The 12,746-nt window shown below is 62.0% G+C and carries 24 protein-coding genes; all 24 read right to left on the bottom strand.

Annotated elements, in window-relative coordinates:
- Positions 1-80: 80 nt before the first annotated feature.
- Positions 81-470 carry a 30S ribosomal protein S11 gene (gene rpsK / locus JY451_11835; GenBank protein QZH74367.1) on the bottom strand — a complete coding sequence of 130 codons (390 nt, stop codon included), beginning with the start codon at positions 468-470 and terminating at the stop codon, positions 81-83.
- Positions 471-524: 54 nt separating this feature from the next.
- Entirely contained in the window at positions 525-893 is a 369-nt protein-coding gene (gene rpsM / locus JY451_11830; protein QZH74366.1) for a 30S ribosomal protein S13, read from the bottom strand.
- Positions 894-1,191: 298 nt separating this feature from the next.
- Positions 1,192-1,737 (bottom strand): SRPBCC family protein, encoded by a 546-nt coding sequence (locus JY451_11825; protein ID QZH74365.1) that lies wholly within the window; start codon positions 1,735-1,737, stop codon positions 1,192-1,194.
- Positions 1,738-1,780: 43 nt separating this feature from the next.
- A complete protein-coding gene (locus tag JY451_11820; protein ID QZH74364.1) occupies positions 1,781-2,431 on the bottom strand; it encodes an adenylate kinase in 651 nt (216 codons plus the stop codon).
- 42 nt (positions 2,432-2,473) lie between these two features.
- The gene (gene secY / locus JY451_11815; protein QZH74363.1) at positions 2,474-3,838 is read right to left on the bottom strand and encodes a preprotein translocase subunit SecY; all 1,365 of its coding nucleotides are present in this window, start codon (positions 3,836-3,838) and stop codon (positions 2,474-2,476) included.
- Between the two features lie 104 nt (positions 3,839-3,942).
- Positions 3,943-4,476 carry a 50S ribosomal protein L15 gene (locus JY451_11810; GenBank protein QZH74362.1) on the bottom strand — a complete coding sequence of 178 codons (534 nt, stop codon included), beginning with the start codon at positions 4,474-4,476 and terminating at the stop codon, positions 3,943-3,945.
- 101 nt (positions 4,477-4,577) lie between these two features.
- A complete protein-coding gene (gene rpmD, locus JY451_11805; GenBank protein ID QZH74361.1) occupies positions 4,578-4,766 on the bottom strand; it encodes a 50S ribosomal protein L30 in 189 nt (62 codons plus the stop codon).
- Positions 4,767-4,771: 5 nt separating this feature from the next.
- Positions 4,772-5,299 (bottom strand): 30S ribosomal protein S5, encoded by a 528-nt coding sequence (gene rpsE, locus JY451_11800; GenBank protein ID QZH76703.1) that lies wholly within the window; start codon positions 5,297-5,299, stop codon positions 4,772-4,774.
- Between the two features lie 272 nt (positions 5,300-5,571).
- Positions 5,572-5,916 carry a 50S ribosomal protein L18 gene (rplR, locus tag JY451_11795; GenBank protein QZH74360.1) on the bottom strand — a complete coding sequence of 115 codons (345 nt, stop codon included), beginning with the start codon at positions 5,914-5,916 and terminating at the stop codon, positions 5,572-5,574.
- Between the two features lies 1 nt (position 5,917).
- Positions 5,918-6,451 carry a 50S ribosomal protein L6 gene (rplF, locus tag JY451_11790; GenBank protein ID QZH74359.1) on the bottom strand — a complete coding sequence of 178 codons (534 nt, stop codon included), beginning with the start codon at positions 6,449-6,451 and terminating at the stop codon, positions 5,918-5,920.
- Positions 6,451-6,846: a 30S ribosomal protein S8 gene (gene rpsH / locus JY451_11785; GenBank protein QZH74358.1), complete on the bottom strand. Its 396-nt coding sequence runs from the start codon at positions 6,844-6,846 to the stop codon at positions 6,451-6,453. Before rpsH ends, rplF begins: the two co-directional genes overlap by 1 nt.
- Positions 6,847-6,857: 11 nt before the next feature.
- Positions 6,858-7,163: a 30S ribosomal protein S14 gene (rpsN, locus tag JY451_11780; GenBank protein ID QZH74357.1), complete on the bottom strand. Its 306-nt coding sequence runs from the start codon at positions 7,161-7,163 to the stop codon at positions 6,858-6,860.
- Positions 7,164-7,207: 44 nt separating this feature from the next.
- Complete coding sequence (gene rplE, locus JY451_11775; protein ID QZH74356.1) at positions 7,208-7,792, bottom strand: 50S ribosomal protein L5; 585 nt, start codon at positions 7,790-7,792, stop codon at positions 7,208-7,210.
- Positions 7,785-8,105: a 50S ribosomal protein L24 gene (gene rplX, locus JY451_11770; GenBank protein QZH74355.1), complete on the bottom strand. Its 321-nt coding sequence runs from the start codon at positions 8,103-8,105 to the stop codon at positions 7,785-7,787. The genes rplE and rplX overlap by 8 nt, the downstream gene beginning before the upstream one ends.
- Complete coding sequence (rplN, locus tag JY451_11765) at positions 8,105-8,473, bottom strand: 50S ribosomal protein L14 (GenBank protein QZH74354.1); 369 nt, start codon at positions 8,471-8,473, stop codon at positions 8,105-8,107. Before rplN ends, rplX begins: the two co-directional genes overlap by 1 nt.
- Before the next feature lie 97 nt (positions 8,474-8,570).
- Positions 8,571-8,921 carry a 30S ribosomal protein S17 gene (rpsQ, locus tag JY451_11760; protein ID QZH74353.1) on the bottom strand — a complete coding sequence of 117 codons (351 nt, stop codon included), beginning with the start codon at positions 8,919-8,921 and terminating at the stop codon, positions 8,571-8,573.
- Positions 8,922-8,931: 10 nt separating this feature from the next.
- Positions 8,932-9,150, bottom strand: a complete 219-nt coding sequence (gene rpmC / locus JY451_11755; GenBank protein ID QZH74352.1) for a 50S ribosomal protein L29 — start codon at positions 9,148-9,150, stop codon at positions 8,932-8,934.
- A complete protein-coding gene (rplP, locus tag JY451_11750; GenBank protein ID QZH74351.1) occupies positions 9,150-9,587 on the bottom strand; it encodes a 50S ribosomal protein L16 in 438 nt (145 codons plus the stop codon). Before rplP ends, rpmC begins: the two co-directional genes overlap by 1 nt.
- A 14-nt stretch (positions 9,588-9,601) precedes the next feature.
- The gene (gene rpsC, locus JY451_11745; GenBank protein QZH74350.1) at positions 9,602-10,297 is read right to left on the bottom strand and encodes a 30S ribosomal protein S3; all 696 of its coding nucleotides are present in this window, start codon (positions 10,295-10,297) and stop codon (positions 9,602-9,604) included.
- A gap of 1 nt (position 10,298) precedes the next feature.
- On the bottom strand, positions 10,299-10,676 hold the full coding sequence (gene rplV, locus JY451_11740; protein QZH74349.1) for a 50S ribosomal protein L22: 378 nt from the start codon (positions 10,674-10,676) through the stop codon (positions 10,299-10,301).
- A complete protein-coding gene (rpsS, locus tag JY451_11735; protein ID QZH74348.1) occupies positions 10,676-10,951 on the bottom strand; it encodes a 30S ribosomal protein S19 in 276 nt (91 codons plus the stop codon). Before rpsS ends, rplV begins: the two co-directional genes overlap by 1 nt.
- Positions 10,952-10,957: 6 nt before the next feature.
- Positions 10,958-11,794: a 50S ribosomal protein L2 gene (gene rplB, locus JY451_11730; protein ID QZH74347.1), complete on the bottom strand. Its 837-nt coding sequence runs from the start codon at positions 11,792-11,794 to the stop codon at positions 10,958-10,960.
- A 22-nt stretch (positions 11,795-11,816) separates the two neighbouring features.
- A complete protein-coding gene (locus tag JY451_11725; protein QZH74346.1) occupies positions 11,817-12,128 on the bottom strand; it encodes a 50S ribosomal protein L23 in 312 nt (103 codons plus the stop codon).
- Complete coding sequence (rplD, locus tag JY451_11720; protein ID QZH74345.1) at positions 12,121-12,744, bottom strand: 50S ribosomal protein L4; 624 nt, start codon at positions 12,742-12,744, stop codon at positions 12,121-12,123. Before rplD ends, JY451_11725 begins: the two co-directional genes overlap by 8 nt.
- Between the last annotated feature and the right edge of the window lie 2 nt (positions 12,745-12,746).

Raw genomic sequence — 12,746 nt, 5'->3', positions numbered from 1 at the left:
GCTGCGGGGCGCTGGTACCGCCGTGACCGATGCGAATGACTGTTGTGCGTCAGGCCGGATGCCCGACGCGCAGGCTTCGATCAGACGCGGCGACGCTTGGACGGGCGCACGCCGTTGTGCGGGATCGGCGTCACATCGCGGATGGATGTGATGTTGAACCCCACCGCCTGCAAGGCCCGGAGCGCAGATTCACGGCCCGAACCCGGACCCTTGATCTCGACTTCCAGCGTCCGCACGCCGTGTTCGGCGGCCTTCTTGCCGGCATCGTCGGCAGCGACCTGCGCAGCATAGGGAGTCGACTTGCGGCTGCCCTTGAAGCCCATCGTGCCGGCCGAAGACCAGCTGATCGCATTGCCCTGGGCATCGGTGATGGTGATCATGGTGTTGTTGAAGCTGGCGTTGACATGGGCAACGCCGCTGGAGATGTTCTTCTTGTCACGGCGCCTGATGCGGCCTGGTTCGCGTGCCATCGTATATATTCCTCGTGTCTCGAAAGAAGGAAAAAGCGGGACTGGTAGCCCTGCTTACTTCTTCTTGCCGGCGATCGGCTTGGCCTTGCCCTTGCGGGTGCGGGCGTTGGTGTGGGTGCGCTGGCCGCGGACCGGCAGGCCCTTGCGGTGGCGCAGGCCACGATAGCAGGCGAGATCCATCAGGCGCTTGATGTTCATCGCCGTGTCGCGGCGAAGATCGCCTTCCACGGTGAGATCGGCATCGATGGTTTCACGGATCTGCAGCACTTCCGCGTCCGTCAGGTCCTGCACCCGGCGGGCATGATCAAGGCCGAGCTTGTCGACGATCTTGCGCGCAGTGGTGGGGCCAATTCCGTGAATGTAGGTGAGCGCGACAATAACGCGCTTGTTGGTGGGGATGTTCACCCCGGCAATACGAGCCACTTGTATTCTCCATGCTCCACAGGGCTCCGGCTGGCTCCACTTGCGTGGAGGGCGCGACCCTATCTCATAGCGGTTTATAATCGAACGACTGCGCGGAAATGTGAGGCGAGGAGCGAGCATCGGGATGACGCCTGCCCTACAAGCCGTTGCAATTGGACGATTGGTACGCGCAGATAGGGTGATTCTCCCTCCGCGTCAACAGGCGAAAGCGAGCATGCGAAGCATCGCTGCCCGTTCCGGTTCTCCCGATCTGTGATACTGCCTATAGCGCAGCAAACGGCGCTAGTCAAAAGTGTCGTTAACCTTCTTCGATTGCCCCGCCAAGCCGGGCCGCGAGCCCGCCTAGGAACTCCGCCTGCACCCCGTCCACCAGCGGGCCGAACTGCTCCATCGGGAAGCGCGCCTGCCCGCCGAAGATGTAATCCCAGGTGATCAGCGTACCTTGCTCGTGCTCGAACAGGGTGACGGTGAGAGTTCCTGTCAATCCCTCCGATTGCAGCGGGCCGAGCGCGCCGGACATTCGCAGCACGCTTCCCGGCATGACCGTTACCACGCGCATGTGCTCCACCGATCCGGCGGGCCAGCCATCAGCGGCGGGGAGTGTTTCACAGAAACAGGCGCCAGCCTGGGGGTCGAGCCGCAGGTTGGCAGAATTCCCCGACCAGGTGTGGCTCCACCAGTCCTCCGGATGCACCAGCGCCTGCCACACCGCCGCGCGGTCGGCAGCCACCAGGACGCTGTGGGTGCTGGAGAACCCGCCGTGCTCGCTTTCTACGATCTCTGCCTGCGCGGGCGCGGCAAGGCCGAAAGCAACCGCAGCGATTATGGATTTGGCAAATGTCATCGATCCCTCCCGTTACCTTTCAGGCCAAGGGATAGAGCCAAGCCTAGCCCGAAGCGAGAACCTTCTCGATCGCTGCCGTCACATCGTCGATGGCGGCCATGCCGTCCACCCGCTGGACAATCCCGCGCGCTTCGTAGGTCGGAAGGATCGGCGCGGTCTTGGCGCGGTATTCGGTCATGCGAGTGCGGACGGTTTCTTCGGTGTCGTCCGGGCGGCGCTTGAACTCGGTGCCGCCGCACTTGTCGCACACACCATCGACGGCGGGCAGCTTGTGCCGGTCATGATAACCTTCGCCGCAAGTGGTGCAGGTGAAACGCCCGGTGACGCGGTCTACCAGTGCTTCCTCGTCCACCAGCAGCTCGATCACATGGTCGAGCTTGCGGCCATGCCGGGAAAGAATATCGTCGAGCGAATGGGCCTGCGCCTCGGTGCGCGGGTAGCCGTCGAATATCGCGCCGACTTCATCGGCCATGCCGGCGAGTTCCTCATCGATCAGCGCGGAGACGATTTCGTCGGAAACAAGCTCGCCGCGCTCCATCACCGCTTTCGCCTGCACGCCCACCGGGGTCTGCGCCTTCACGGCCGCGCGCAGCATATCGCCGGTCGAAAGCTGGCGCATCCCGTGGTGTTGGACCAGCAGGTTCGCCTGCGTGCCCTTGCCCGCGCCCGGCGGGCCCAAAAGAATGATATTCATGCTAAAATCGGCTCCCCCGATGTGAGCAGGCCCAGCGCAGACCTAGCGCGTGCGGCCCTTCAGCTTGGCCTTCTTGATAAGGTCGCCATACTGGTGTGCCAACAGGTGAGACTGGATCTGGCTGATTGTGTCCACTGTTACATTCACCACGATCAGCAGGCTGGTGCCGCCAAGGAACAGCGGCAATCCGGTTTGTGCGATGCCCCATTCGGGAATGACGCAGACCAGCGTAAGGTAGATCGCGCCGACCACGGTGATGCGCGTGAGCACGTAGTCGAGATAGTCGGCAGTGCGCTTCCCCGGACGGATGCCGGGGATGAAACCGCCCTGCTTCTTCAGGTTCTCCGCCGTGTCTTCCGGATTGAATACCACGGCAGTGTAGAAGAAGCAGAAGAAGATGATCCCCGCCGCATAGAGCGCCATGTAGAGCGGCTGCCCGTGGGCGAGATACTGGTTCAGCTGCTGCACGAAGGCACCGGTGCCCGTGGTCGTATCGATCGAATTGCCCGCGAACTGGGTAATCGTCAGCGGCAGCAGCAGCAGTGAACTGGCGAAGATCGGCGGAATCACGCCCGCGGTGTTGAGCTTCAGGGGCAAGTGCGAGCGGTCCGCCTGCATCCCGCCGCGCTGGGTGGCGCGCTTGGGATACTGGATCAGCAACCGCCGCTGCGCGCGTTCGAAGAAGCAGATCACCAGGATCAGCGCAATCAGCATCACGACCAGGCCACCGATCAGCACGCCGCTGATCGAGCCCGACCGGCCGCCTTCGAAAAGGTTGGCGGTAAAGGTAGGGAACTGGGCGACGATACCCGCCATAATGATGAGCGAGACGCCATTACCGATGCCTCGACTGGTGATCTGTTCGCCCAGCCACAGCAGGAACATCGTCCCGCCGACGAGGTTGATGACGGTGACGATCTTGAACATCAGGCCGGGGACGACCACTGCCTGCAAACCGCTCGATGCGCCGTAGGCTTCGAGACCGGTGGCAAGGAACCAGCCTTGGATCGCACAGAGGAATACCGTGCCGTAGCGGGTGTACTGGTTCAGCTTCTTGCGCCCTGCCTCACCTTCCTTCTTGATCGCCATCAGCGTCGGATGGAGCGAGGAGGCCAGCTGCACCACGATCGATGCGGTGATATAGGGCATCACGCCAAGCGCAATCAGGCTCATCCGTTCCAGCGAACCGCCGGAGAACATGTTGAACATGTCGAGGATGCCGCCGCGTGTCTGGTCATACAGCGTTTCGAGGATCAGCGGGTTTACACCCGGCAGCGGCACGAAGCTGAGGAAGCGGAACACGATCAGCGCACCGATGGTGAACCAGATGCGCTGCTTGAGCTCGGTTGCCTTGGAGAAGTTGGCAAAGCTCAGCGAGCTTGCGATATTGTCGGCGCGGGATGCCATAGAATGCCTTTGATCCTGGTTCTTGCGCCGGTCCCTCCCGGCTCAGGAGAGCTAGATAGGGAGGCGCGGGCCCGATGTCGAACCCGCGCCGTCCATTTTACCGATTAACCGTGCTTGGCGGCCTTGGCGGCCTTGTTGGCCTCGCGGCGCTCAAGCTTCTTTTCGTGCTCGGGCTTGCCCTTGTCGATCACTTCGACCTTGCCGCCGGTCTTTTCGACCGCTTCGATCGCGCCCTTGGACGCACCGGCAACGCTGAAGGTCAGCTTGGCGGTCAGTTCACCCTTGCCGAGCAGGCGCACGCCGTCCTTGCCACCGCGCGCCACACCGGCTGCCTTGAGCGCCGCATGGTCCACAGTGCCCTTGGCATCGAGCTTGCCGTTATCGACCAGCTTCTGGATCTGGCCCAGGTTCACTTCGGCATAGTCCTTGCCGAACGGATTGTTGAAGCCGCGCTTCGGCAGGCGCATGTGCAGCGGCATCTGGCCGCCTTCGAAGCCCTTGATGGAAACGCCCGAACGGCTCTTCTGGCCCTTCTGGCCGCGCCCCGAGGTCTTGCCCTTGCCGGAACCGATGCCGCGTCCGACGCGCATACGGCCCTTGCGGGCGCCATCATTGTCACGGATGTCGTTCAGTTTCATGTCTTGCACTCGCTTTCGCTATGTTCGCGCTGGTAAAATGGAAGCGGCCCGCTAGTCCAGCGGGCCACCACCGTCAATTTGTTTCGGTGCGGTAGAGAGGCTTAGTCCTCTACGATCTGCACCATGTGCGGCAGCTTGCGGATCGCGCCGCGAACTTCCGGGGTGTCCTGCAACTCGACGACCTTGTGCATCTTGTTGAGGCCCAGCCCGATCAGCGTTTCGCGCTGATCCTTGGGGCGGCGGATCGGCGAACCGATCTGCTTGATCTTGATGGTTTTCTTATCGGCCATCGTTCTTACTCCACCAGAGCCGCAGCGTCGGCTTCCGCCTCGACCACAGTAGCACCACCGCGACCCAGAAGATCGGCGACCTTCTTGCCGCGACGCTGGGCAACCGACTTCGGCGAAGACTGGTTGACGAGAGCATCGAAGGTAGCGCGGATCATGTTGTAGGGGTTCGACGTGCCGATCGACTTGGTCACCACGTCGGCAACGCCAAGGCTTTCGAACACGGCGCGCATCGGGCCACCGGCGATGATGCCGGTACCGGCAGGCGCCGAACGCACGTTCACCCGGCCGGCGCCAAAGTGGCCCATCCCGTCATGGTGCAGCGTGCGACCTTCCTTCAGCGGCACGCGGATCATGGCCTTCTTGGCCGCCGCAGTCGCCTTGTTGATCGCTTCGGGAACTTCGCGGGCCTTGCCGTGGCCGAAGCCGACGCGGCCCTTGCCGTCACCCACCACGACCAGCGCGGCGAAACCGAAGCGCTTGCCGCCCTTCACCACCTTGGCGACGCGGTTGATGTGGACGAGCTTTTCAATCAGCTCCTCACCACCGTCGTCGTCTCCGCCACGACCGCCACGGCGATCGTCACGACCGCGACCACCGCCACGATTGTCACGGCCGCCACCGCCGCCGCGATTGTTGTCACGGCCACCACCGCCGCCACCACGGCCACCACGACCGCGCGGAGCAGTATCGGTTCCGCCAGCGGACGACTGGTTGATGAACGCCTCGCTTGGCGCAGTGGTGGGCGTCGGGGTCGAACCCGCGTTGTCCACCTTCACATCTTCGTTGTTGGTTTCGTCAGCCATAATCAGAACTCCAGCCCGCCTTCGCGGGCGGCATCGGCCAGCGCCTTGACGCGGCCATGGAACAGGAACCCGCCGCGATCGAACACGACAGTGGTCACGCCAGCCTTCTTAGCAGCTTCGGCAATATCCTTGCCGACCTGCGAAGCGGCATCGACGTTGGCACCCGATGCCTTGCTGCCCAGCGTGCTGGCGGCAGCAACGGTACGACCGTCCTTGTCATCGATGACCTGCGCATAAATGTGCTTGCCGGTGCGGTGCACCGACAGCCGCGGCTTGCCACCGGCACGCGCACGGAGCGCAGTGCGCACCCGGCGACGGCGACGTTCAAAGAGAGAGAGCTTTGCCATCTTACTTCTTCTTCCCTTCCTTGCGGAAGATAAACTCGCCGCGATACCGCACACCCTTGCCTTTGTAGGGCTCCGGCTTGCGCCATTCGCGGATCTCGGCAGCAAACTGCCCGACCTTCTGCTTGTCGATACCGGAAATCTCGATCGTGGTCTGATCCGGGGTCTTCACTTCGAGACCCTCGGGAACGTCCAGATCGACATCGTGGCTGAAACCGAGCTGCAACTTGATCTTATTGCCCGTTGCCGAAGCACGATAGCCGACGCCGGTGATGTTCAGGACCTTGGTGAAACCTTCGGTCACACCATCGACAAGGTTCTGCACCAAAGTGCGCTGCATACCCCAGAACTGCCGGGCCTGCTTGGTCTTGTTGATAGGGTTGACCTGGATTTCGTCGCCTTCGATCTTGTATTCGATCAGGTCGAACATCGACATGGTGAGCTCGCCCTTGGGGCCCTTCACGCTCAACACGCCGTTCTCCGCCTTGGCGGTGACCCCGCTGGGGATCGCCACCGGCTTTTTGCCGATGCGGCTCATCAGAACACCTCCGCCAGCACTTCGCCACCGACGTTTTCGTTGCGCGCTTCGTTATCCGAAAGCACGCCCTTGGGCGTCGAGACGATGGTGATGCCAAGACCGTTGCGCACGTTCGGGATTTCCTTCGAACCCGAATAGATGCGGCGGCCAGGGCGGGACACGCGGGCGACATGCTTGATCGCAGGTTCGCCTTCGAAATACTTCAGTTCGATCCGCAGCGCCTTGTGCTTGCCGCTCGTGTCTTCGGAATAGCCACGAATGTAGCCTTCCCGCTGAAGCACTTCGAGGACGTTAGCACGCAGCTTGCTGGCGGGCGAAAGGACGGAATCCTTCTTCGCCTGCTGGCCGTTGCGGATACGGGTGAGCATATCACCCAGGGGATCGGTCAATGCCATGGTTCAGATCCTCACCAGCTCGACTTGGTCACGCCCGGGATCAGGCCCTTGTTGGCCAGATCGCGGAGTTCGATGCGGCAAAGCCCGAACTTGCGGTAATAGCCGCGCGGGCGGCCGGTGGTGTTGCAGCGGTTGCGCACCCGGGTCGGGTTCGCGTTGCGCGGCAGTTCGGCCATCTTCAAGCGGGCCATGAGGCGCTCGGTTTCGTCGAGCGATTCATTGTCGGCCACGGCCTTCAGCTTGGCGTACTTGCCAGCGTACTTCTTGACGAGGAGCTTGCGCCGCTCGTTCTTGTTGATGGAACTCAGTTTCGCCATTGGACTTAAGCTCTCTTCTTTTCTCTATCCAGCAAGGGGACGGCTTACGCCGCCGCCTTTTCTTCTTCAGCCGCTTCTTCGAGCGGGAACGGGAAACCGAACAGGCGCAGCAGTTCGCGCGCCTCGTCGTCGGTCTTGGCGGTGGTGGTCACGATGATATCCATCCCGCGCACCTTTTCGATCCGGTCGTAGCTGATCTCCGGAAAGATGATCTGCTCCCTGATGCCCATGGCGTAGTTGCCCTGGCCGTCGAACGACTTGGGGTTCACGCCGCGGAAATCGCGGATGCGGGGCATGGCGATGGTCACCAGGCGGTCGAGGAATTCGTACATGCGATCGCGGCGCAGGTTGACCTTGCAGCCGATCGGCATGCCATCACGCAGCTTGAACTGCGCGATCGACTTCTTCGCCTTGGTAATCACCGGCTTCTGACCGGCGATCAGTTCCATTTCCTCGGCTGCGGTCTGGACCTTCTTCTTGTCCTGGCTCGCTTCGCCCACGCCCATGTTGAGCGTGATCTTCTCGATCCGCGGAACCTGGAGACGGTTGGTGTAACCGAACTTCTCGGTCATCGCCGCAACGATTTCATCCGCATACTTCTGCTTCATGCGGGGGGTATAATCAGCCATCGATAGTCTCCCCGGACTTGACGGCAACGCGCACCTTCTTGCCGTCCTTGGTTTCAAACCGGACGCGGGTGGGCTTGCCATCCTTGGGATCGGCAACAGCAACCTTGCTGATCGCCAAAGGCGCCGGAACCCGGTCGATCCCGCCCTGCGGGTTCGCCTGACTCGGCTTGCGGTGACGGGTCATCACGTTGACGCCATCGACCAGGACCTTGCCATCCTTCGGCATGACCTGCTGGACAGTGCCAGTCTGGCCCTTGTCCTTACCCGACAGCACGACAACCTTGTCGCCCTTCTTGATCTTGGCAGCGCCCATCACAGCACCTCCGGCGCGAGCGAGATGATCTTCATGAAACCACGACCCCGCAGTTCACGGACCACCGGGCCGAAGATACGGGTGCCGATCGGCTCCTCGTTCTTGTTGACCAGCACTGCCGCGTTTGAATCGAAGCGGATCACGCTGCCATCCGGGCGGCGCACGTCCTTGCGGGTGCGCACGATCACCGCACGGTGAACGTCACCCTTCTTCACACGGGCGCGTGGCTGGGCTTCCTTCACGGAAACCACGATCACGTCCCCGACACTCGCGGTCCGGCGCTTCGACCCACCCAGCACCTTGATGCACTGGACGCGCTTTGCGCCGCTGTTGTCCGCGACGTCGAGATTGGATTGCATCTGGATCATCGATCCGTCTTCCTTCTCATTGGCTTGCCGAGACTATGGCCGAAACCAGCCCGACAGTTCCTAACGTCTGCCCGCCACCTGTGTGGCGAGCCAATTCTCATGCTTCGGCTTCAGCCTTGGCGGGCTTCTTGTCACCCTGCTTGTCAGCAGGCGCACCGGTCGGCATCGATTCCTTGACATCGAGCTCGGCCTCGACGGCCTGGCCCTTGCTCGCAACCAGACGATCCTTGACCGCCCAGGTCTTGGTCTTCGAAATCGGCCGTGTCTCTTCGATGCGGACCTTGTCGCCCACTACGAATTCGTTGGCTTCATCGTGCGCGTGATACTTCTTCGAACGCTTGATGATTTTCCCGTACAACGGGTGCTTCACGCGGCGTTCGACCAGCACGGTCACGGTCTTGTCGGTCTTGTCGGAGGTGACAGTCCCGGTGAGGATACGCTTGGGCATCGTTTGCTCCTTAAGCCTTCGCGGCTTCGGACTGAGCGCTCTTGGCGCGCTCACCCTGAAGCGTCTTGATCTGCGCGATCTCGCGGCGGACCTGGCGGACGCGGGCAGCGCCCTCAAGCTGGTTGGTCGCAGCCTGGAAGCGCAGATTGAACTGCTCCTTCTTCAGCTGCACCAGCTGTACGTCGAGCTGATCGTCGGTCTTCGTACGAAGGTCTTCTATCTTCGCCATTACTTGTCTCCGCCCAGGTGCGAGGTATCGCCCAAGCGCGCGATCACCTTGGTCTTGATCGGCAGCTTCATCGCCGCACGCTCGAATGCCTCAGCGGCCAGCGGGCCGGGAACGCCATCGAGTTCGAACAGCACGCGGCCGGGCTTGACGCGGGCGGCCCAGAATTCGATCGCGCCCTTGCCCTTGCCCTGACGGACTTCGGCGGGCTTTTTCGTCACCGGCACATCGGGGAACACGCGGATCCACAAGCGCCCCTGGCGCTTGATGTGACGCGTGATCGCCCGGCGGGCGGCTTCGATCTGGCGCGCTGTGATACGCTCGGGTTCCAGGGCCTTGAGGCCGTAGGATCCGAAATTCAGATCCGTCCCGCCCTTGGCCTTGCCATGGATCTTGCCCTTGAAGGCCTTGCGGAACTTGGTTTTCTTCGGTTGCAGCATGTTATCTACTCACCTCAACGCGCTGGCCGGACGCCGGACGTCTGCGATTCCATCATCAGGCGGTCCTGCGAGGTCGGATCGTGACCCAGGATTTCGCCCTTGAAGACCCACACCTTGATGCCGATGATGCCATAGGCAGTAAGCGCCTCGGCTTCGGCATAATCGATGTTGGCGCGCAGCGTATGCAGCGGCACGCGGCCTTCGCGATATTGTTCGACGCGGGCGATTTCCGCCCCGCCGAGACGACCGCCGCACATGATCTTGATGCCTTCGGCACCCAGACGCATGGCAGACTGCATCGCGCGCTTCATTGCCCGGCGGAACGCCACACGGCGCACCAGCTGATCGGCAATGCCCTGTGCCACAAGCTTGGCATCGACTTCCGGCTTGCGGATTTCGACGATGTTCAGCTTGACGTCGCTGGCAGTCATCGTGGCCAGCTTTGCGCGCAGCTTTTCAATGTCTGCGCCCTTCTTGCCAATGATCACGCCGGGGCGCGCAGCATAGATGGACACGCGACACAACTTTGCCGGACGCTCGATAACGATCTTCGAAATCGCTGCCTGCGGCAGGGTCTCGACGATGTACTTGCGGATCAGGATGTCTTCCTTGAGCAGCTTGGCGTATTCACCGCCTTCGGCGTACCACCGGCTGTCCCAGGTGCGGTTGATCTGCAGGCGCAGACCGATCGGATTGCTCTTATGACCCATCTTACGCCTCTTCCTGCTCGCGCACGACGATCCGCAGCCGGCTGAACGGCTTGAGGATGCGCGTGGACTTGCCGCGACCGCGCGTGGCGAACCGCTTCATCGTAACCGACTTGCCGACACTCGCTTCGGCGACGACCAGCGCGTCGACATCGAGATCGTGGTTGTTTTCCGCATTGGCGATAGCCGAAGCCAGCACCTTGCTGGCGTCGCGGGCCATTGCACGCTTCGAGAAGGAGAGGATGTTCAGTGCATCTTCGGCCTTCTTGCCACGGATCAGCGCCGCCACGAGATTCAGCTTCTGCGCCGAACCACGAATGGTGGTGCCGACGGCCAGCGCCTCGTTTTCGCCGACGCGGCGGGGGGACTTGGTCTTGCCCATTACCTTTTACCCTTCTTGTCGGCAGCGTGGCCGGGGAAGGTGCGCGTTGGCGCAAATTCGCCGAGCTTGTGGCCGACCATTTCCTCGGAAACCGAGACCGGGATGAACTTGTGGCCGTTATAGACGCTGAACGTCAGGCCCACGAAATCCGGCAGGATAGTGGAGCGGCGCGACCAGGTCTTGATCGGCTTCTTGGTGCTTTCTTCCTGCGCGGTCTGTGCCTTCTTCAACAGGTGAAGATCGACGAACGGACCTTTCCAGACGGAACGTGCCATGTGGCCTTACCTCTTCTTCTTGGCGTGGCGCGAACGGATGATCATCTTGTCCGTCTGCTTGTTGCTGCGGGTACGGGCGCCCTTGGTCGGCTTGCCCCACGGCGTAACCGGGTGACGACCACCGCTGGTGCGGCCTTCACCGCCGCCGTGCGGGTGATCGACCGGGTTCTTGGCCACACCGCGCGTCAGGGGCTTCACACCCATGTGGCGCTTGCGACCGGCCTTGCCGAGGTTCTGGTTCTGGTTGTCGGGGTTCGACACCGAACCGACCGTCCCCATGCAATCCGAACGCAGGTAACGCTGCTCGCCAGAGTTCAGGCGAACGATCACCATCCCGCGGTCACGACCGACGAGCTGCACGTAAGTCCCTGCCGAACGAGCGATCTGCCCACCCTTGCCCGGCTTCATCTCCACATTGTGGATGATGGTGCCGACTGGCATCTGGCCCAGCAGCATCGCGTTGCCCGGCTTGGTATCGACCTTCTCGCCAGCGATAACCTTGTCGCCGGGGGCGACACGGTTCGGCGCAATGATGTAGGCGAGTTCGCCATCTTCATACTTGAGCAAGGCGATGAAAGCGGTGCGGTTGGGATCGTATTCGATCCGCTCCACGGTGGCTTCCATGTCCCACTTGCGCCGCTTGAAATCGATGAAGCGGTACTTCTGCTTGTTGCCGCCACCACGGCCGCGCGAAGTCACGTGGCCCTTGTTGTTGCGGCCACCAGTCTTGCGCTTGCCTTCGCTCAGCGACTTGACCGGGCCACCCTTGTGGAGGCCGGTCTTGTCGACCAGAACGAGCGCGCGCCGGGACGGGCTAGTCGGCTTGTAATTCTTGAGTGCCATGTCTTAGTTCCTGTCCCTGGCCTCAGATGGTGCTCGTGAAGTCGATCGGGTCCTGGCCTTCGGCCAGACGAACAATCGCCTTCTTGAAGTCGGACCGCTTGTAGGGCTTGCCCTTCCAACGCTTGGTCTTGCCCTTCACCACGATGGTGTTCACGCCCAGGACCTTGGTGTCGTAGATCGCTTCCACGGCTTCCTTGATCTGCGGCTTGGTCGCATCATTGGCGACCTTGAACACGATGGCGTTGTTCTCGCCCGCCATCGTCGATTTCTCGGTGATGTGCGGGGCAACGATCACGTCATAATGACGGGCAGCGATTTCCTGCTTCTTAGCCATTGAAACGCGCCTCCAGCTTTTCGACAGCGTCCTTGGTGAGGACCAGCGTGTCGTGGTTGAGGATGTCATAGACGTTCGCACCGACAGCCGGCATCACGTTGACACCCGGCAGGTTGCGCACGGCCTTGGCAAAACCATCACTGACGCTTTCGCCACCGATCACCAGCACCTTGCGGTTCCAGCCGTTCTTGTCGAAGTGGCCCTTGAGCGCCTTCGTCTTGGCATCGGACAGATCGAGGCTGTCGACGATCACGAGACCGTCCTTTGCCTTGCTGCTCAGTGCCATCTTGAGGCCGAGCGCGCGGATCTTCTTGTTCAGCGAAGGCTCGAAGTCACGCTTGCGCGCACCGTGGGCCTTACCGCCGCCGATGAAGATCGGGGCGCGACGGTTGCCGTGGCGAGCGCCGCCGGAACCCTTCTGCTTGCCGAACTTCTTGCCGGTGCGGGCAACATCCGAACGCTCGCGCGTCGGACGGGCGGTGCCGCGGCGCTTTTCGAGCTGCCACGTTACCACGCGGTGCAGGATATCAGCGCGTGGCTCGACACCGAAGACGGCATCGTTGAGTTCCACGTCGCCGGCAGCCTTGCCGTCGATTTTCTGGACCTTGACCTTCACGA

The organism is Erythrobacter sp. (genome assembly GCA_019739335.1).
In the GTDB taxonomy this organism is placed as follows: domain Bacteria; phylum Pseudomonadota; class Alphaproteobacteria; order Sphingomonadales; family Sphingomonadaceae; genus Alteraurantiacibacter.
Note: the sequence above shows the minus strand (reverse complement) of the source record. Positions and strands in the feature narration are given on the sequence as shown.